This window comes from Neobacillus terrae, assembly GCF_011393025.1.
In the GTDB taxonomy this organism is placed as follows: Bacteria; Bacillota; Bacilli; order Bacillales; family Cytobacillaceae; genus Neobacillus_A; species Neobacillus_A terrae.
This window is the reverse complement of record NZ_JAAOEO010000002.1, coordinates 68,858-88,612: the sequence shown is the minus strand read 5'-3', so window position 1 is coordinate 88,612 and position 19,755 is coordinate 68,858. Positions and strand designations below refer to the sequence as shown.

Annotated in this window: 17 protein-coding genes; 4 read left to right on the top strand and 13 right to left on the bottom strand. The window is 38.7% G+C overall.

Features of this window, described 5'->3' with window-relative positions; translation table 11 throughout:
• Nucleotides 1–410: 410 nt before the first annotated feature.
• From G8761_RS02890 to G8761_RS02870, 5 genes are all read right to left on the bottom strand, one after another.
• Entirely contained in the window at nucleotides 411–998 is a 588-nt protein-coding gene (locus tag G8761_RS02890) for a DUF2087 domain-containing protein (protein WP_166023493.1), read from the bottom strand.
• Between the two features lie 135 nt (nucleotides 999–1,133).
• Nucleotides 1,134–2,984, bottom strand: a complete 1,851-nt coding sequence (locus G8761_RS02885; RefSeq protein ID WP_166023491.1) for a PAS domain S-box protein — start codon at nucleotides 2,982–2,984, stop codon at nucleotides 1,134–1,136.
• 153 nt (nucleotides 2,985–3,137) lie between these two features.
• The gene (locus tag G8761_RS02880) at nucleotides 3,138–4,937 is read right to left on the bottom strand and encodes a methyl-accepting chemotaxis protein (protein WP_166023489.1); all 1,800 of its coding nucleotides are present in this window, start codon (nucleotides 4,935–4,937) and stop codon (nucleotides 3,138–3,140) included.
• A 287-nt stretch (nucleotides 4,938–5,224) separates the two neighbouring features.
• Complete coding sequence (locus tag G8761_RS02875) at nucleotides 5,225–7,519, bottom strand: thiamine pyrophosphate-dependent enzyme (protein WP_166023487.1); 2,295 nt, start codon at nucleotides 7,517–7,519, stop codon at nucleotides 5,225–5,227.
• Entirely contained in the window at nucleotides 7,519–8,532 is a 1,014-nt protein-coding gene (locus tag G8761_RS02870) for a 2-oxoacid:acceptor oxidoreductase family protein (RefSeq protein ID WP_166023485.1), read from the bottom strand. The genes G8761_RS02875 and G8761_RS02870 overlap by 1 nt, the downstream gene beginning before the upstream one ends.
• Nucleotides 8,533–8,864: 332 nt before the next feature.
• On the opposite strand from G8761_RS02870, the gene G8761_RS02865 reads away from it, so the two are divergent.
• Nucleotides 8,865–9,884, top strand: coding sequence for an acyltransferase family protein (locus tag G8761_RS02865; RefSeq protein WP_166023483.1), 1,020 nt, complete (start codon nucleotides 8,865–8,867; stop codon nucleotides 9,882–9,884).
• A 43-nt stretch (nucleotides 9,885–9,927) separates the two neighbouring features.
• Here the strand turns inward: G8761_RS02865 and G8761_RS02860 are convergent, their stop codons facing one another.
• Genes G8761_RS02860 through G8761_RS02850 form a run of 3 tightly spaced genes read right to left on the bottom strand, consistent with a single transcriptional unit; the run spans nucleotide 9,928 to nucleotide 12,796 of the window.
• Nucleotides 9,928–10,629: a LutC/YkgG family protein gene (locus tag G8761_RS02860; protein WP_166023481.1), complete on the bottom strand. Its 702-nt coding sequence runs from the start codon at nucleotides 10,627–10,629 to the stop codon at nucleotides 9,928–9,930.
• Nucleotides 10,629–12,056: a LutB/LldF family L-lactate oxidation iron-sulfur protein gene (locus tag G8761_RS02855; RefSeq protein ID WP_166023479.1), complete on the bottom strand. Its 1,428-nt coding sequence runs from the start codon at nucleotides 12,054–12,056 to the stop codon at nucleotides 10,629–10,631. The genes G8761_RS02860 and G8761_RS02855 overlap by 1 nt, the downstream gene beginning before the upstream one ends.
• 23 nt (nucleotides 12,057–12,079) lie before the next feature.
• Nucleotides 12,080–12,796 (bottom strand): (Fe-S)-binding protein, encoded by a 717-nt coding sequence (locus G8761_RS02850; RefSeq protein ID WP_166023476.1) that lies wholly within the window; start codon nucleotides 12,794–12,796, stop codon nucleotides 12,080–12,082.
• Between the two features lie 222 nt (nucleotides 12,797–13,018).
• Between G8761_RS02850 and G8761_RS02845 the strand changes: the two genes are divergently transcribed.
• Nucleotides 13,019–14,761, top strand: coding sequence for a B12-binding domain-containing radical SAM protein (locus tag G8761_RS02845; RefSeq protein WP_166023474.1), 1,743 nt, complete (start codon nucleotides 13,019–13,021; stop codon nucleotides 14,759–14,761).
• A gap of 332 nt (nucleotides 14,762–15,093) precedes the next feature.
• Here G8761_RS02845 and G8761_RS02840 read toward each other — a convergent pair whose 3' ends face one another.
• Both G8761_RS02840 and G8761_RS02835 read right to left on the bottom strand, forming a co-directional pair.
• A complete protein-coding gene (locus G8761_RS02840; protein ID WP_166023472.1) occupies nucleotides 15,094–15,234 on the bottom strand; it encodes a hypothetical protein in 141 nt (46 codons plus the stop codon).
• Nucleotides 15,234–15,395, bottom strand: coding sequence for a hypothetical protein (locus G8761_RS02835; protein ID WP_166023470.1), 162 nt, complete (start codon nucleotides 15,393–15,395; stop codon nucleotides 15,234–15,236). The genes G8761_RS02840 and G8761_RS02835 overlap by 1 nt, the downstream gene beginning before the upstream one ends.
• Nucleotides 15,396–15,547: 152 nt before the next feature.
• On the opposite strand from G8761_RS02835, the gene G8761_RS02830 reads away from it, so the two are divergent.
• On the top strand, nucleotides 15,548–15,892 hold the full coding sequence (locus G8761_RS02830; RefSeq protein WP_166023468.1) for a DUF3905 domain-containing protein: 345 nt from the start codon (nucleotides 15,548–15,550) through the stop codon (nucleotides 15,890–15,892).
• 124 nt (nucleotides 15,893–16,016) lie between these two features.
• Nucleotides 16,017–16,211 (top strand): alpha/beta-type small acid-soluble spore protein, encoded by a 195-nt coding sequence (locus G8761_RS02825; RefSeq protein WP_027323152.1) that lies wholly within the window; start codon nucleotides 16,017–16,019, stop codon nucleotides 16,209–16,211.
• 44 nt (nucleotides 16,212–16,255) lie between these two features.
• On the opposite strand, the gene G8761_RS02820 is transcribed toward G8761_RS02825, so the two are convergent.
• From G8761_RS02820 to G8761_RS02810, 3 genes are all read right to left on the bottom strand, one after another.
• On the bottom strand, nucleotides 16,256–17,389 hold the full coding sequence (locus G8761_RS02820; protein WP_166023466.1) for an anti-sigma factor domain-containing protein: 1,134 nt from the start codon (nucleotides 17,387–17,389) through the stop codon (nucleotides 16,256–16,258).
• Complete coding sequence (gene sigI, locus G8761_RS02815; RefSeq protein WP_166023464.1) at nucleotides 17,386–18,132, bottom strand: RNA polymerase sigma factor SigI; 747 nt, start codon at nucleotides 18,130–18,132, stop codon at nucleotides 17,386–17,388. The genes G8761_RS02820 and sigI overlap by 4 nt, the downstream gene beginning before the upstream one ends.
• A gap of 134 nt (nucleotides 18,133–18,266) precedes the next feature.
• Complete coding sequence (locus G8761_RS02810) at nucleotides 18,267–19,673, bottom strand: DUF5667 domain-containing protein (RefSeq protein ID WP_166023462.1); 1,407 nt, start codon at nucleotides 19,671–19,673, stop codon at nucleotides 18,267–18,269.
• Between the last annotated feature and the right edge of the window lie 82 nt (nucleotides 19,674–19,755).

Sequence of the window (19,755 nt, the reverse complement as noted above, 5' to 3'; positions counted from 1 at the left end):
GTTTATAAAAGCAAAAAATAGACTCGCTTTTCGCGGGCAATCCGCGAGCCTGTCAAACTTCAGCACCTAGCCCCTCGAGGTCGCTTCAGTCCTGACTTTGAAGTAAAGAACGACTTCATCGTCAGGCCCTCCAGCGCTTGTCGGGGCTGAACAAGGCGCTTCCGTTCTTCTTTCTCCTCGGTCTCTAACGACCTGCGGGGTCTTGCCTGGCTTGCTTTTACCGCAGGACGTTGAGATTGCATCAGTGAATCGTCACCGCACGAAGAAAATGCAAATGCATTTTCGAGGATCTCGCCTATTTTTGCTCACAGTTTCTTCAATTTGCAACAATCTCTTAGAAAAGAGCCTTAATTTAAAACAACAATCAGACCTTAAATTTTTTTAAAAAAGGCAGCCTCTCCAGCTGCTTTTTAATTTTCTATCTTAGCCCACATTTCTTCTGGGTTAAGCTCATAGATACCATTTTCCCTGTACATATAATGGTTCATGATAAATTCCCGGCGTATTGTTGCATAATCTTCATGGAATTGTTTGATATACTCATTTATTTCTTTTTCCTGATATTTTTTTCCCTTTTTTAATCCGCTGACAATATGTTCAAATACATATAGTCTTTTTTTACGCTGTGCAGGAAGGCTTTTCAGTCTGCCGTCTTTTGTAAAAAAGTTGGCTAGTATCTTTTGTTTTTCCAGACTTGCTTCTACCATATTTTCCATTTCATCTCCTCTTTCCTCTAGCAGCTGTGTAAGAGCCTTAGCTTGCTGCTTTATCATTTTTTGATTTAGATAAAAATAAATCGTGTTTTTATCTCTTTTCTCGGTAACCACACTGATATCCCGTAGTTTTTTCAAATGATGAGTTATGGTAGGCGGAGTTAATCCTAGCTTGCCTGCAATTGCCTGGCCATGGAGAGGTCCTTTTGCCAGCAAGGATACAATCCGGACCCTTGTGGGATCTCCCATTGTTTTATAAAAAGCCACTAGTTTATCCAACTGCATCGAGTGCACCTCTTTTTTTATTATCATCTAATTAGATATATATCAAATTAAATTTCTTGCGTCAAGCACAATTTGGAATAATTATCCCAGTATAGGACCCTTCTAAAACAAAAAACACTTCATGAAGAAGTGTTTTCATTTCTTTCCTTTAGCCGGCTTGATCGGGAGTGAAATATGAAAGGTAGTGCCTTTGCCCATTTTGCTTTCTATTTCTACTTTTCCCCTGTGCTCTTCAATAATTTTGAAGCTAACCATTAATCCCAGTCCTGTTCCACGTTCCTTGGTTGTGTAAAATGGTTCGCCCAACCGTTTTATTTTTTCCACAGGTATTCCTGCCCCTTGGTCTTTTATAGAAATTAGGACCATATCTTCCTGCTGTTTTATTTCTATTGATATTGTTCCCCCATTAGGCATTACTTCAATAGCATTTTTAATGATATTAATAAAAACCTTTTTTAATTGATTTGGTTCGCAAAAAATAGGAGGAAGCCCTGCGTCCGGTTCCAATTCAAATTGGACATTGTGGAGAACAGCCTGGGCATTCAAAAGTTCAACTGTTTTTTGCATAATTCCCACAACATCCTTCTCTTGAAATCTCACGGCCTGCGGCTTTGCAAGAATGAGGAATTCATTAATAATACTATCAATTCTTTGAAGTTCAGAAGTAATAACCTGATAATACATGGCGTTCTCTTCTTTAATGCTCCCTTGCAATAGCTGAATAAACCCTTTGAGTGCAGTCATTGGATTACGAATTTCATGAGCAATGCCTGCAGCAAGCTCACCAAGTACATTCAGGGTATCGGATTTTCTCAACTGTTCCTCCATTTGAATTCTTTCAGAAATATCTTTAAAAACAGTAACATTTAATCCTGCTACCAAGGCATGCTGGGTTGAAAATTCAATATGGCGTTTCTCGCCATCGTAAGTGGTAAGATTTATCGAAGAGGCATCCTTGCCATTTTGAATAACCAAATCCACATGCTTTAAAAGGTCCTCTTTTTTTATATCGCAGTGGCTGACTAAATCCACTAAGCTTTGTCCGGCCATTTGCTCCTTTTTCAGTCCAAGCATGTCAATAGCCGAGCTGTTAATATCCATAATTTCAAAATGCTCGTCCCATAAAATAATTCCATCGAGAGCTTCTTCAAATATAATTCTAAAAATCTGCTCACTTTCGCGGAGTTCCTTTTCCATTTTGTTCCGTTCAGTAATATCCCGAAAAATGGTCATATGCAATCCATCAACAGAATGCATTCGGCAAGTAAATTCAAGCAGTTTCTCTCTTCCATCCTGAACTTTAAAATAAAGCTCATCTCTTACAGCACCAGAAGATTTAAACTCGGCCATTATTTTATAAAGCGAACGATTTTTTTCAGTTTTTATCGGGAGATCCATAAAATGTCTTTCTATTAAATCTGAGTTATCGTATTCCAATATTCTGCAAGCTGCTGAATTGGCATTTAGAATCCGCCCTTTTGTATCCCAAAAAATAATTCCATCCAGCGCTTCCAAAAACAGCTCCTTGAAAAGGTGCTCATTTTTTCTTACTTTTTGCTCGAGTATTCTTTTGTGTGTAACATCACGCATAATAGCCAAGTTGCAATCCATTCTTTCATTCTTGGAAACCACTGCTTCAAAATAAAAGGTACCTTTTGAATGTTGAATTGGTAATATGCCTTGTGCCTTTCCGGTATGTTCTATTAATGTTTGAATCCTTTTAAGCTTGTATCTTTTTTCTTTTGGAATAAAATCTTTAAGAGATCGTCCTTTCATTTCTTCTAGGGGAATATCGGTTATCCTGGAAAATGCCTGGTTGGCAGCCACAATTGAACCATCTTTTTTATACAAAATGATGGCATCTGCTGCAGATTCAAAAACAGTAGAAATTTCTCTCTCTAGTGCCGTTTTTTTAAATTCGTCATATTCCTGCTTTAAAAGGGCTATTTCTTGTTTTAAAATGGCAATTTCCTCGTTCTTGCTCACTACAATGCCCCTCCCCTGTATCAATTCCGTGGTCCTTAAGTTTTATTTCTATTATTCTATAATCTGCAAAAAAAACCTTTTATATTTTTGTCAAAAAATAAAATTTCATGTAAATAAATTAACCGCTCCCATAAGAAGCGGTTAAGAATAGGATTATAATTTAAATTTAGATATCATTTCGTCCAGTTGCTGGGAGAGATCAGAGAGTGAACGGGCATGTTCGGAAATGCTTTCCATAGAATAATTGGTTTGTGAAATGGATGCACTTGTCTGTTCAATTCCAGCGGCAGACTGTTCAGAAACAGAAGCTATATTTTCTATTGAAGAATTCATATTTGCAGAGTTTATAGATATCTGCTCAAGATTAGAGGAAATTCCATTAACTTTTTCTGTCATTAAATTGACTGCACCATGGATCTTTTTAAAGGTCATACCGGTAATCTCAATTTGTTCAGTACCTTCCTCTACCTCTTTATATCCTGTTTGCAACGAAGATACTACTTGATGTGACTCAGTTTTAATTCCATCAACAATCTTGGTAATATCAGAGACTGAAAATGAAACTTGTTCAGCAAGCTTTCTTACCTCTGAAGCAACCACAGAGAAGCCTCTTCCATGCTCACCGGCGCGGGCTGCTTCGATCGCTGCATTTAGAGCAAGCAAATTGGTTTGACCAGCAATCTCATTAATCACCTGAACCAATTTCGAAATCTGTTTCGTCTGATTATCGAGCCCCTTAACCCTTTCAACTGACTGTTTCATAATTTCATTAATCTTTACCATTTGGTGCTGTGAGGCTTCCATTAGCTGATCACCCTGGTTGGTCAGCTCGAGAACCTGGTTTGAAGATGAGTGAATGACATTTCCGTTTTGGACTGCCTCTTCCACCTTCGAAAGGTATTTTTCCATTAAATGAACAAGGTCTGCAGCAGTGCTAGCCTGTTCTTCTGCTCCCCCTGAAAGTTCCTGCATAGTGGAAGCAACCTGCTGGCTCGCTTCTTTAACTTCCTCTGCTGCTCCATTTAACTCTCTGCTTTGATTCGTTACATAGCTTGAAACACCCTGTATTTCCTGAATCATTGCCTGAAGTTTTTCTTTCATTGTATTTATGGCCCTGCTTAAGTCTGCAACCTCATCCTTTCCATCATATTCGACAGAAGCAACGGTTAAATTCCCAGATGAAATTTCATTTGATACATTGACAATCTGGCCAAGTTTTCGGGAAACAATCCGGCCAATAATTAATATAGATGCGATTCCCAAGGCAGCAGAAATACAGATTGATAGTATAAGCACAATAATCGTAAGCACCAGTTGAGACTTAGCAGAAGAAACTGAACCTTCCTGTTCCTGCTTTAAATCATTTCCGAGCTTATCCAGTTTAGTAATCGTATTTTCAATTAATCTGTCTGCTCTTAGCTTACCGGAACGATAATCCCTGACATGCTGAAGCCGCACTCCAGGAATAATTTGGTCTTTAAACAACTTGTTTAATTCTTCGTCATTTTTGTCAATTTCCGAAAGCAATTTTTTCTTTTTTCCAGATGTTAATGATCCTTCAAACTCTTTTTTTAATGTATTGAGTTTAGCAGTAAGTTGATAAAAATGGTTAAGGTGGCCAGGATTAGAGTCAATGATATAGTTCCCGATAATCCCGCCCTTTTGTTCAAAAATTGCTTCAGCCTCTGTAATCTTTACAGCTCTTTGACCAGTATCTCTCACCTGGTCAAGACTTGAACTTACCCTGGTTAACAGGACAAAAATAATAATAGTCGATAATGCAAACAGGACTATTGTGACAAACAAGGCAGCCCCGTATTTCTGCCCTATCTTCAGGTTTTGCCAAAATTTCCACTTAAATAAGGATTCAATTGCTTTTTCAATCCTATTTGTTCTTTTTTTCTCTTTGGGCTTGACTGTCTTTGTCCCAGACTTTCTTCGCAATAGCTTCACTGGTACTTCCCCCTCATGTTTCCTAAGCTGTTAAAGTTATGTAAAATTGAATATTTCTACTATTCTTTTCATTCATTATAATAGAAAAAAAATTATGAGGAAACATAATATTGCATAATCTGACAAAAATCAGCTCAAGCTCTAACAAACTAATCTCAGACCAACATTTTTACGGTTAATAGTTGTTAAACACTCTCTCATTTTTAAGAAAAATGCAGGCAGCAAAAAAGCACCCCGCAGGATGCTTTTAAGCCAAACTATTAGAGTATTAATTCTCTTTTTTATTTTTACAAAAAAGGATTTTCATTCTTGGCTTTTAGTTTTTGCCATCTTTTTTCAACCTCTGCTTCAAATTCGGAAAGCATTGGTTTATTTTCTTCCTTTAAAAGATGTTTTGTTTTTCCCATATATTCCAGCCATTCAGACAGCTCAATACGTTTGTTTTTATCGTCCGGATTATAAGTAATAGATGTAACACCTTGCTCCACTTCGTAAAGCGGGAAGAAACAGGAGTTAACCGCTGCTTCCATTATTTTCTCCCCAAATCGGTCCTCAGATTTCCAGTTTAGCGGGCAGGTAATCAGGATTTTCCCATAAACTGTGCCTATATTTTGGGCGTACCATTGAGCCTTGGCGCCTTTTTTAACCAAATCCTGAGGAAATGCTTCAGACCCTGTAAATACATAAGGAATATTAGTTGCTGCCATTATTTGCGCAGTATCTTTATGGTGGAACGCCTTACCTTTCTGTGTCTTGCCAATACTTGTCGTACTGGTCATATGCCCCATAGGGGTGGAGTATGACATTTGTGATCCTGTATTCATATAGCCTTCATTATCATATTCGAGCATAATCAGCTTATGACCGCGCAAGGCTGTTCCAATTGCCGAGCCCATGCCGATATCCATGCCGCCATCACCAGTGATCATCACAAAGGTTGCATCATCTGATAGATTGATTTCTCCGCGGCGTTTCTGTTCCATAAAAGCCTCAAGAGTACCTGATAATGTAGCGGCTCCATTCTGGAATAAGTTATGGATCATGGTTTGCTTATGCGAGCTATGCGGATAGGAGGTGGTCGTTACGTACGCACAGCCAGTCTGGAATAGAACAACTATATCTCCTTCAATTCCTTTGAAGAAGAGTTCAAGTCCTGCAAAAATTCCGCAGCCCGGACATGCCCCGTGGCCAGAAGCAATTCGTTTTGGCTTTGTGGTAAGTGCTCTTAGAGGAGGAAGTTTCACCTTAAGTTTGTTGATTTCCTCATCTATAGCCACTTCAATTAACCCCGTTTTATATGCGTCTCCATGCTGTGGCTCTATTACAGGCTTAAGGATGTTTTCAGGATTCCCCGGTACAATGCCATAATAATCGAATGGCTTTTCCGCATATCCCTTTTCCATTGCATCAATGGCGATTTCAAAAAACTTCTCTGCATCACTTGCATAAAAATCCTTTCCTCCAAGGCCGAATACTCTGCTTAACACGACAGTTTTATTATCTTTATCATCCTGAAGTGAAGATTTAATTTCATGGGTGAGGTTTGGACCATTAGCTCCGTAAGAATCTGCACGCTCACCTACAAGCAATGTTTTAACATTTGAAAGTGCCTCTCTGATTTCCTTAGCAGGGAAGGGACGAATGATATTGGGACTGATTACACCCGCTTTAATACCCTTGGCGCGAAGCTGATCGACAACGTCCTTAGCCGATTCAGCAGCTGAGTTCAAAAGGAATACAGCCACTTCAGCATCATCCATTTTGTATAGGTCTAGTACAGGATATTCTCTTCCTGATAATTTTTTATATTCTTCAGCAACCTCTTTAAACACTTCGCCAGCCTGATAAATAGCTTCTGATTGCTGGTAGTGGTTATTGATTAGATCATCACCATTCATATGGGCGCCAATTGTTACTGGTTTACGTAAGTCTCTTGCAAAATGGTAGTCTACAGGACATTCTCCAACAAATTGCTGTACAACTGTACGGTCTTTAAAATACTCGACCCGTCTCTTTTGATGAGATGTAAAGAAACCGTCATAAGCTACAATGACCGGCAGACGTACTTTGGAATGTTCAGCAATCTTTAATGCCATAACGTTCATGTCATAGACAGCCTGAGGTGTTCTAGCCGTTAATATAACCCAGCCAGTATTCAGTGCATAATACAAATCCGAATGGTCTCCTCTTATATCCAGCGGACCGCTTATGGCACGTGTAACAAGATTTAGCACCATTGGGAAACGTGTGCCGGCCTGAACGGGCATTTGCTCCAACATGTATAAAAATCCATTTGCACTTGTGGCATTGAATACCCTCGCTCCGGTTGCAGATGCACCATAGCAAATACCTGCCGATCCATGCTCTCCATCAGCAGGAATCAACTTTATATCGTGCTCCCCTCTTGCCTTCATCATATCCAGATACTGCGCAACTTCAGTTGATGGTGTAATTGGGAAGTATCCCATAATATGATAATTTATCTGCGCAGCAGCCATTGCAGCCATTTCGTTTCCTGATTCAAAAGTTGAAACCTGTTCCGCTGCATTTATAGTTTTTAAATCTTCTTCTAAAATTGCCATTATGCCAGCCCTCCTGCTACATAAGGAAAGTTTTGCTTAACTCTATGTTTATCTGCATAACCGATCATCTCACGCAGATCACTTAGTGCATCTGTCGGACATGCCTCAACGCATTTCAGGCATCCTTTGCAATATTGATAATCAATCCCCTTAAGGAACATTTGCTTTCTGCCCCTTTTGTCTTCTCCAGCTTCCCAAACAAAGCAAAAATCAGGGCAAACTGTATCACAAGAGGCACAATTAATGCATGTTTCCTGTTTGAACTCAGGAAGGAATCCCTGTCTCGATCCGCTTAAGTCCTTCTGGATGCTGTTTGCCTGCGCAACCATTACACCTCCAATATCCTGAGTCATATACCCAAGCCTTGGTAGCGGCCGGGTAAATTTTTTGCCTTCTGCACCTTCTGGACTTTTATAGGTTTTAAAATTAACTTCGTTATATCCTCTATTAAATGTTCTTATATTGGGTTCAACTAGATGAGGGTATTTTTTCTCGAATGTTTTACGGATAACGTTTCTCATTGAATCAGGATCAAGAAAATCACAAATTCGGAACATAGCTCCCAACATAGCTGTATTTACCTTTGTTTTTTCTTCAACAGCAATCGTCAGAGAATCGATAACTGCCAATGTTCCATATTCAAGCTTAAGGTCTTTTTTTATATCATCAGATTCCCTGGTCGAATTTACTAATACAATTCCATCTGGATTCAGGCCGCTGAGCACATTAACTGTTTTGTAAAGTGCTTCATGGAAAATCCCGATAACATGAGGCTGTTCTATTGGACTATGGTCTCTGATTTCTACATCAGGATCGCAAAAACGTACGAAGCTTTTCACTGGTGTTCCCTTTTTCTCTGATCCATATGATGAAAAGTTGGAGCCATTTAACCCCAAACCCAGCACACCTGATTCAGCAAGCATTTTGCCCGCCAGATTGGCCCCTAATCCACCGATAGATTCAAGGCGGATTTCAAAAAATCCATGTTCATTTTTACTAGGTAAGATAGACATATTCTCCCTCCCAAATTTGCTTTTTGCACATATGCAAAAAATTCTAAAAAAAATGCTTCCCCTCTGATATTGTATGGCAGCTATTTTTATTCTGCTGTGACAAAAGTCATTTTCCACCAAATATTTTTATAACACTTTTTTACCAGTGACAAAAACCCCCTAAAACAAAGGCTTAAAGACGAATATATAATTATATAACAGACATAAAGTTGTTGTATAACAGAGAGGGATTTTCTGAAAAACTATGGTTTGGAAGGTATTTCCTGTTTGTCTTTAAAATGGAGAGGTAATTTAAATAGGTAAGTAATCAGGGGTTTTATCTGGAGGATCACATGAAGCAGCGGGATTACTATTTTGATAATGTAAAATTCATTTTGATATTTTTTGTGGTTTTCGGCCATCTTTTATGGTCGTATAATGAAAACAACCATCTCATCTCAGCTGTATACAAGGAAATTTATACTTTCCATATGCCTGCGTTTATTCTTGTATCAGGATATTTTTCAAAAGGCTTCAATAAAAAAGGTTATATTTCTAAGGTTGCCAAAAAGCTCATTTTGCCGTACTTAATATTTCAGTTTATCTATTCAATTTTTTATTATTTCCAGCACCATAAATCTACATTTGAAGTAAACCCTTTTGATCCGCATTGGTCATTATGGTTTTTAATCAGCCTTTTCTGCTGGAACATTTTATTGATCGTTTTCACCAAATTAAAGGCACCTGTAGCCATCTCAATCTCTTTGGCTGTAGGAATGCTGATTGGCTATGTGGATTGGACATCCAGTTTTCTAAGCCTTTTAAGAACCTTTGTATTTTTCCCATTGTTCCTAATTGGCTACTACTTGAAAAAAGAACATGTCTATATACTTTTACAGCGAAAAATTAAAATAATCTCCCTGGTTATGATTTTAATCGTATTCGCAGGTCTATACTTCCTTCCAGGAATTCAGGAGGATTGGCTGCTTGGATCGAAGCCTTATGATAAGCTTGGTGCACCTTCGGGAATTGCTATGCTAAAAAGGCTTGGAATCTATCTTTTAAACTTTGCAATGGTTTTAAGCTTTCTGGCTATGATTCCACAAAAAAGATATTTCTTTACAAATCTTGGAAAAAATACTTTATATGTTTATTTGCTTCACGGTTTCTTTGTACGGGTATTCAGGGACAGCGACCTACAAGATTATTTCAGTCCTAGCATAGGTTTTATTCTGCTTGCAGGTTTGGCGCTTGGATTGACTTTACTGCTTTCAAGTAAGGTTATTACTTCCATTACACAGCCTTTTATTGAATTGAAAATGTCAAAGACCAAGCGATTTGTATACCGTATGGTTGATACGTTTAGAATTTAACTTAAAAAAGCATGAACCCCAAATGGCTCATGCTTTTTTTTAGTTATAAATCATTTATAACGATATATGTTGCTCTGACGGGTCCATGGACACCTACCACAAGATTAAGTTCAATATCTGCAGAGTTGCTTGGACCTGTAATAAATTGAACACAGGAAGATACCTGATTTCCTTTAAGATGTTCTGACCGCATTTGTTCAGCAGCCTGCGTCATCCGCGGAACTAACGAACTTTTTGGTATTAGGGCAATCAGATTTTCGGGCAGGAAGCTCACCATTCTTCCTTTATCCTTATCTGCATATAATACAATTGTTCCTGACTCCGCAAGTGTTAATTCGCTGACGACAAGTCCTATCCCTGCTCTTTCAGCCCGGAGAATATTTTCACGCCCTTGGGTATAATCCCATTCTTCAAATTCTATTTCTGAATTTAAAAGGAAATCCAATCCCCACTCTTTAAACCTATTATCCTTTCCGGCAAGCACAGAACCTCCATATGCCTCAATTTCATTCTTTAAAACGGCAGAAAGATTATTTTTATCAGTAATGTAAAGGCTGGTATGAATGTTGAGGCACTGATCCTTTAAGATAGTCAGCAATTCGTCCTGAGAAGCATTCTTTAGAACTTCTTTTTGGGGCTGAAACCTCCATACGGGCCTTTCAACCTTCCCCGTTATAGGCTGACGGCCAAGCTGTGAAGAAATTTGATTTAGAAATTTTTCGCGGTTCGTAATACTCCCGGTCATTATGCGTCGCCATCCTTTTCTCGGTTCTTGAACCAATCCCGGAATCTTTCTTTGTGAGGGGCAGGAAATTCACGAATTTCTGTCCAGGCCTTAAGCGGTCCTGGTCCTTTTGATATGGTGTTGCCGGACACAAATGGATTCATCGCCGTAGGAGCCATTTTGGTCCCAAGTTTATACAGGAAGGGAGATGCTGCACCAAGACCAAAAGCTTTCATAGCAAGCTTTTCTGAGATAGGGGCCTTCCCTTCCTTTTCAACAATTTGCTCACGATGCTTCAGAAGCAGTCCATGTAGCGGTATTTTTACTGGACATACCTCGGTACATGCCCCACAAAGAGTTGAGGCATAGGGCAATTCTTTATTTTCCTCATATCCTCCCAGAAGCGGTGTAAGAACAGCTCCGATAGGGCCGGAATAAATAGAACCATAGGAATGTCCGCCAATATGACGGTATACAGGACATGCATTTATACAAGCACCGCAGCGGATACATTGCAATATGGACTGAAATTCACTTCCCAATATATTTGAACGGCCATTGTCAACTATGACCAGATGGAATTCCTCCGGCCCATCAGCCTCATTTTGTTCCCTCGGACCTGTTAAAACGGTAATATAACTGGTCAGTTTCTGTCCAACTGCACTTCTCGTCAGCAAACTAACAAGAACCTCCAGCTCAACAAAGGTAGGAACAATCCTTTCCATCCCCATTACAGTGATTTGTGTCTTTGGGAGAGCAGTTACAAGGTCTGCATTCCCTTCGTTTGTAACAAGGCAAAAGGACCCGGTTTCTGCTACTGCAAAATTACAGCCTGTAATGCCAATATCTGCTTCAAGAAATTTTTGACGAAGGACAGCACGGGCGTGAGCCGCTAATTCTTCAGGCTTTTCAGTTTTCTGATAACCCAGTTTTTCTGTAAAAACATCTCTGATCTGTTCTTTATTTTTATGTAGAGCGGGTACAACTATATGAGATGGAGGATCATGATCATCAACCTGGAGTATATATTCTCCCAAATCCGTTTCCGTTACCTCACACCCAGCCTCTTCCAGGTAAGAATTCAAATTGATTTCTTCTGTTACCATTGATTTTGATTTAACTACCTTTTTTGCTCCTTTGCTTTCCACCACGTTTTTTATGTATTCATTTGCTTCAGCCGGAGTTTGGGCAAAAAAGACATGTCCTCCCCTGCTTGCTATATTGTCACTTAATTCCTTCAAATAGTAATCCAAATGTTCTAATACATGCTGGCGAATTTCCTCGCCATGGGATCTCCAATCTTCCCAATTCCCCAACTGATCAGCAGCATCCTGCCTTCTCGAACCCATCCTTTCTTGTGCACCGGCAACTGCCTTTCTCATAAAAGAATCATTGATTCCTTCCTCAACCCTGTCTTTAAAGTCATTTGAGCCTATTTTCATCGGCATGGCTTTCCCTCCATTCCCATTCTTTAACGGCTGTTTAGAATTTCAGCAATGTGAAGAACTTTTATTGGTTTTCCTTTTCTCTGTATACGGCCGCCAATATTCATTAGGCATCCAGCATCTGCGCCAATTAAATACTCTGCTTCTGTTTCTTCAATATGGCAAACCTTCTCATCTACCATCTGCTCGGAAATTTGAGCCATTTTCACTGAAAAAGTTCCTCCAAATCCGCAGCATTGTTCTTTTCCAGGAAGTTCTGTGAAACGAAGCCCTTTTACGTTTTTAAGAAGGACCATTGGTGCTTTCCTGACCCCCAGCAATCGGGTCATATGGCAGGAAGTATGATAGGTAACAGACGCATCAAAAGCAGCACCAACATCTTCCACTTTAAGAACATCAACGATAAACTCAGTTAGTTCAAAGGATTTTTCAGCTACCTTAATAGCCTTTGGTTCCCATTCAGGGTCACCTTTAAAAATATGAGGATACTCCCGAAACATGGCGATGCAAGACCCGGAAGGAGAAACTATATACTCGGCATCCAAAAAAGTCTCTATCATCCTTTTCATTGCTTCCTTTGATTCTTTTAAGTATCCACTGTTATAAGCGGGCTGCCCGCAGCAAACCTGGGATTCAGGAAATTCCACTTCACAGCCGAGATGCTCAAGCAGTTCAACGGTGGCTTTCCCCACATTGCTCTGAAAAAGATCAACCAGGCATGTAGCAAATAAAGCTACTTTCATCTTCCTCACCTCATAAATCTTCATTTGTTTTCTTTTGTGGTCAATGAATCTTCTCTCTTAGTAATCATACCTGAATATCAAATAGACAGAAAAGAAAAACATCTCTTATTCCTTGAAAATATTCCAATAATCTTCTTTTTGTTAACAAAGAGCTCTATTTCTTTTTTATAAAAAAAACGATATAATAGAATATTGGTTTTATCCTAAAAAGGAGTTATAGAAATGAATATTATTTGTTCCACTTTGAACGCAAAGTATATCCATACCAATTTGGCGATCCGTTATTTAAAAGCATATGCGGAACCCGAATTCAAAATAAACCTAAAAGAATATACAATCAAAGACCCCGTTATGAATATTGTTTCCGATCTCATTCAGCAAAAACCCGATATAATAGGATTCAGCTGTTATATTTGGAATATAGAAGAGACAATCAAAGTAATAAATATTATTAAAAAGATTAATCCTTCCATTGAGATAGTTCTCGGCGGTCCAGAAGTTTCTTATGATACTTTGGAATGGATGGAAAAAGTACCAAGTGCAGATTTTATCGTAATGGGTGAAGGTGAAGAAACCTTTAAACAGCTTCTTAGCGAATTGGACGGCGAGAACCAGTTTGATAAAGTTCCAGGAATCGCTTTCCGAAATGAAGGTAAGATTCGTATTACTCCCCAAATGAATAAGCTGGATTTGAAAGAATTGCCTTCTCCCTATCGTTTTGATGAGGACCTGTCCCATTTAGGCAAGCGGGTAACATATATTGAAACTAGCAGGGGCTGCCCATTTAGCTGCCAGTTCTGTCTCTCCTCTATAGAAGTAGGAGTAAGATATTTTGACAGGGAAAAAATTAAGGACGATATTCGGTTCTTAATGGCTAATGGTGCAAAAACCCTTAAATTCGTTGATAGGACCTTTAACATTAGTAGAAGTTATGCCATGGAAATGTTCCGTTTTTTAATTGATGAACACCTTCCTGGGACCGTTTTTCAATTTGAAATTACTGCCGACATCATGAGACCAGAGGTAATTGAATTTTTAAATGCTGAAGCCCCTCCAGGCCTTTTTAGATTTGAGATTGGGGTTCAGTCAACCAATGATTATACAAATGAACTGGTCATGAGAAAGCAAAACTTCACTAAATTAACCCGGACTGTAACCCTGGTTAAAGAAGGCGGAAAAATCGATCAGCATCTTGACTTGATTGCAGGACTTCCAGAAGAGGATTACCATTCCTTTAGAAAAACCTTTAATGATGTCTTTGATCTAAGGCCTGAAGAGCTGCAGCTTGGCTTTCTTAAAATGCTAAGAGGCACGGGGCTAAGGATCCGTTCAGATGAACATCAATACACATTTATGGACAATGCTCCCTATGAAATTCTCGGAAATAATGTTCTTTCCTTTGATGATATCATTAAGATCAAACAGGTTGAGGATGTGTTGGAGAAGTACTGGAACGACCACCGAATGGATTATACTGTTGAATACCTGGTAACAAAAGTGTTTGATACTCCGTTTGATTTCTTTCAGGATTTCGGTTCCTATTGGGACAGTCAAGGGTGGTCCAGAATTGGACATCAGCTTGAAGATTTATACCGCAGACTTTTAGAGTTTCTAAAGTACCGGAATATTCCGGACTTGGATATTGCGGAAGGATTAATGAAGTACGACTATTTCTCAAGCCAAAAATATAAACCAAGAAAACCTTGGTGGGAGCCAAGCTTTAATAAAGATGAAAGAGCCGGGATTTATAAATTGTTAATAGAAACACCAGAAAATGCTGGTCAGAATTTTGTACAGTTAGGTCTGGGAGAAAAAGAGCTATACAAGCACACCATGCTAGAGTCATTAGCGTTTGACCTTAATAAATATTTAAAAACAGGAAAAATCTCAAAAACAAGATCCTGCCTGGTAGTATTTTTTGAACCTGCCAATGAGAAAACCTCTTCATTTAATTTTGCTATGTAAGAAAAGCGCACGCGCCGTTCAGCGAAGCAACTACCTGAATGAACTTCCTATAACGGCTTCTCTGAATAGACAACGTGCAGCATTGCGACGAGCTGAACATAAGCTTCTTTGAAAAAGCTGTGGCGCAAGAGCACTTGAGTTCGATGTTGACTTATCGTAGGGAGAAGCGGGATGGACTAGCTGCACCAAAGTATCACCTAACGGTCATACTTGATGCAAGATAATCCAGGAAGCTAATCAAGGATGACAACTCGCTGGGCGCTGGGGATAGACAATTTAAAAGGTAAAACTTTATTTTTCTTACCAATAAAAATAAGCCGGCTCAGGCCGGCTTATTTTCTTTTTTCATTTTTGGTTTTATTTTTCTGATTCATATATGGTAATTCATATAATTTAATTCCATTTACATCACCGAACTCAACACTAAATTCCACATTGGTGTTTTGAACTTTTTCCTTATTCGATTCATTCATTACGAGCGCCCCTTTTTTCCAAGCTTGGAATTTCGATTTGCACCCTTTATTGCTTCTTCGCCATGTGAAAATTCAGCTGAGAACTCTGATTCTTGTACATTTTTATGAGGTGTTTTTGTGTATTTTTCAACAGCATTTCTTTCAGCTTTTCGTTTCGCCATTTTAACCCCTCCTAGGCATAAAAATTTAAATCTAAATATATTTTGCACAGGTTGAAAGTTACCATTCCCAAAACAGCTTCCTGATTTACTAGTTCCTTCTAATCATAAAACAAAAGATTAAGCAAAAAATAAAAAGAAAAGGAGCGATTGGGATGAGTAAGAAGCATAATAAGGATCAGGTCAGTTTAAATGAAACCCTTCCGCATCAAATAAACGCCCCAAGCTTTAAAGGAACTGGAATTAGCATGAAACCTCCATTTGTAAACAAGTTCGGAGTTAAAATCGGGGACTGTCTTTATTCTTCGCCGGATTCCCCTTTGGAAAATTGGTCAAGTGAGACAGACCCAGCTATTATGTCAGGAGAGGAATGGGTCCATCCAACGAATGATATCGGCTGGAATTCAGCAGAAAATAGAGATCTTCTTGAACACCAAAGGAAACCTCAGGCTTATCCATTTATGCACCCGACCAAGGATGTAAGTCACGGGAAAGATTAAGATATTTTTAAGCATACGTGATTTGCCATAAACGAAAAGTATTACCACTTATGAAGTTAAGATAAAAGACCAAAATATATATACAGAGAAATTTTCTCTGTAATGCAAAAAGGAGATGATTCTTATGGCAAGAAGCAGTAACAAGCTACTAGTCCCTGGGATTGAGCAATATCTTGACCAAGTAAAGTATGAAATTGCTCAGGAATTTGGTGTTCAGCTGGGATCTGATACCGTTTCACGCGCTAACGGTTCAGTAGGCGGAGAAATCACAAAGAGACTGGTACAACAAGCTCAAGCTCAATTATCAGGAAGAGAATAAAAATTAAATATAAATGGAAAAAGTCCGGCCTAAGCCGGACTTTGTTATTTCCCGTGTTTTTGGCCTTCTTGGCCGCCATGGGTTTCTTTATTTTTAAAAGCATTACCTGACTGATGATGTTCTCCACCTGTTGAACTGCCATACTTCTTCACTTGGCCAGGGGCGGTATGTGGGTTACTTCTTGGTTTTTGGATAAAAGTGCTTTTTTTTTCAGGCGCATGATTTACTTCATGATTCTGCCTAATTTGCTGGCCATTATTCTTCTTAATCTGTCCTGGTGGTACCGGTTTAACCTTAGCAGGTACACTTGGCTTAACCGCATTCGAAGTTTGTGGCTGTGCATTCAGTTCTTTCTTTAATTGTCCAGGCGGAGGAGCTGGTACAGCAGGAACAGCTGGGACAGAAGGTGGAACAGAAGGTGGAGTTATTTGTGGCTGTTCGGTAACTGCCGCCTCTTTGCTTTTATCCTTTATTGTAGGTTTATCATCCTTTTTCTTTTCAAACCTTATAGGAATACTTTTTTCCTTGTACTTACCTGCAGTCATCCCCTGCTCATGAGCAGCTTGCAGATCCCTTTTGTTTCCTTTGACAACTGCAATTTCCAGATCGTCTTTTTTTATTGTTTCTTTTATTTCCTGTAGATTCTCTGTCAGCTGTATTTCAGCGTTCTTTTCGCTTTTTTCAGCCCGCACAGTTGAGATAACTACGAGTGACTTTGATTTTGTATAACCTTGTTTTTTTATTTCGTTTAAAATTTGTTCTGCAACAGCAGCTACATCCCTTTTTTGCCAGTCATTCAGATTCTTTACGATCTTTTTACCATCCTTATTAAACGGTGTTAATTCCAGAACCTGCATCTTTTTATTTAAAGCGAGTTCAATGCTTGGATTAACATCAATGGACATATAAGCATATGCCTGATTGCCCTTGTACAATGGTACGTATGAAGCTGCAAGAAGAAATATAGCAGCAGCTGCCGACAGTAAGACTTTCCCCTTTAAAAATCTTACTAATGAAATTGACCTTTTTTTCCCTTCGTTCACTTCAAGAGGATAAAAATGTACCTCTTCTCCAAGAACATATGGTTTTGGTTGTTTACGGGCACGCAAAAACTCACCATCAGGAGTTAATAATGTTAGAAAAACATCATCTATTTCCATAATGATTCCTTTTTTCATGTTTCCAGCACCCCCTTAATATAATCCTTTAGGTAAACATAATCACTTGTAAAAATAAGTGCCATTGCAATAATATATTTTCTATTTCTCTCTAATGTTTTTCTGCTTACATCGACCAACTCTTCAAGCTGCTTAATGGGCAGCCTCTTCTTTGTAAGTAATATTTCCCTCAATTCTTTCTTTTCAACCAGAAGTTTTGCAGCCATTATTGCATTTTTCCTGGCGTCAGCATGCTTAGGGGAATTTTCAAGCAAATCATTAAAGCTTAATTCATACTTGGTTAAAAGCTTTTGGAAATGCATAATTTCATCCCTGCGAAGCTCTTGCTCGGTTTTTCTATTATATTCATCAATTGAAAGCTCATTTTCAAACGAAACACTTTGCGAATCGTCGTCCTGAAGGTCGCTGTTATATTCGAAACTTATTGTTTTGTTTCTCGACTGCTTTCGGATATAATCAATTACACGCCTTTTGATCAGGACTTCTCCAAAACTCAGCAGGGAACTGCCTTTCTCTGGAGAATACTTATCAATTGCTTCATTAAATGCGATAAGGCCGATGCTAAATTCATCGTCGGTTTCGTGTATATACCTTTTACAAACAGCCGAAACTGTTTTTGCTATAAAAGGTTTATAGGAATCTATTATTTCATTCCTTAGGGAATCTTCTCCCTGTTGTATTAATGCTACCGATTCTTCTAATGTTGTTTTTCTCTTTTTGGTCATGAACAATAAGCCCAGCATTGCCTCACCTCACTAATCACCCAATTATACCATACGGATGATTCTATTAACTTATGGGGGTAAAAGCTTTTAGAAAAGATAGCCCCTAGAAAGGCTATCTTTTCCTGTTTATTGTTCATGTTTAAAACAACTGCTTAGTTATGGCTGTGTTCTGAACCTTTTTGCTGACCTTCTTCGTGTGCATGATGCAATTCTTGTTTAACAACAGGCTTTACTTGTTTAACTTGTTGTTTTGCAGCTTGATGAGTCTGTTTAACTTGTTGTTTTGCAGCTTGATGAGTCTGTTTAACTTGTTGTTTTGCTTCCTGGCGAACTTGTTTAACTTCTTGTTTTGCTGCCTGGCGAACTTGTTTAACCTGCTGCTTAGCTTGTTTTACTTGTTGTTTAACAACAGGAGTTTTCTTTACTTCAGCTTTAGGAGCTGGAGCGGTAGTTGTTGTTGCAGGTGCTGTAGTTGTTGTTGTTGCAGGTGCTGTAGTTGTTGTTGTTGCAGGTGCTGTAGTTGTTGTTGTTGCAGATGCTGTAGTTGTTGTTGGAGCAGTTGTGTCAGTATTAACAGGTGTAATAGCTGTAGTAGTATCTGCTTCTTTTTGTGCAGTTTCTTCTGTTGTTGGTGCTTCAGGCTTTACTGTGTCTTCTTGATTTTTCTTAGCAAGATGTTTTTCTAACTTATCTGCTTTCTTTGCTAGATGAGCATAAGCTCTTTCAATATTTCTTTGTAAAGCAGCTTTTGCAGTTGGGTTTTGAACTTTTTCCAATGCAGCAGTTAAAGCAACGATGTTTTGTGATAAAACTGTTTTTACATCTTCAATAGCTGCTGTATCATCAGTTTTAACTTGGTCTTCAGTTTTTTGCTCATCTTTTGCTTTATCTTCAGTTTTTTCTTGGTCTTTTACTTGGTCTTCAGCTTTTTCATCATCTTTTACTTGATCTTCTGTTTTTTCTTCGTCTTTCACTTGATCTTCAGTTTTTTCTTCGTCTTTCACTTGGTCTTCAGTTTTTTCTTCGTCTTTTACTTGGTCTTCAGTTTTTTCTTCGTCTTTTACTTGGTCTTCAGTTTTTGCTTCGTCTTTCACTTGATCTTCGTCTTTATTTTGGTCTTCTTTTTGGCTATCAATAACTTTATTAGCGCTATTCATTTCTTCAATAGCTTCTTTTAAAGTTTTAACTGCAGCTTCTTCATCACCCTTTGCAAAAAGAGCTTGTGCTTCACCTAAGCGCTCAGAAGCAAAATCAGCTAGTAATTTCGCTTCTTTAGCATCATCAAAAGTCAGGGCTAATTTGATTTGCTCAAGAGCAGTTTTAAGAAAGTAGAAGAAATCACCAGGTACTAGAGAGGGAGTTTCTGTTTTTTCAGTTGTAACAGCAGTGTCAGCTGAAACATTGTCGGTATTAGTAGAAACAGTTGTATTAGCAGAAGTTGTTGTATTTTCATCTGCAAAAGCATGTCCTGCTGAGAATGTAAAGGATCCGGCTAGAACTACTGCCAGAGCTCCCTTTGCGATCTTATGTAATTCGTTACTGCTTGTAAATTTTTTCAATTTCCTTCACCTCATAATTTATTTTTTGCGGCCGCTTTTTCACTAAATGATTACGGAGGAGATAAACCTGTTTGTGGGGGTT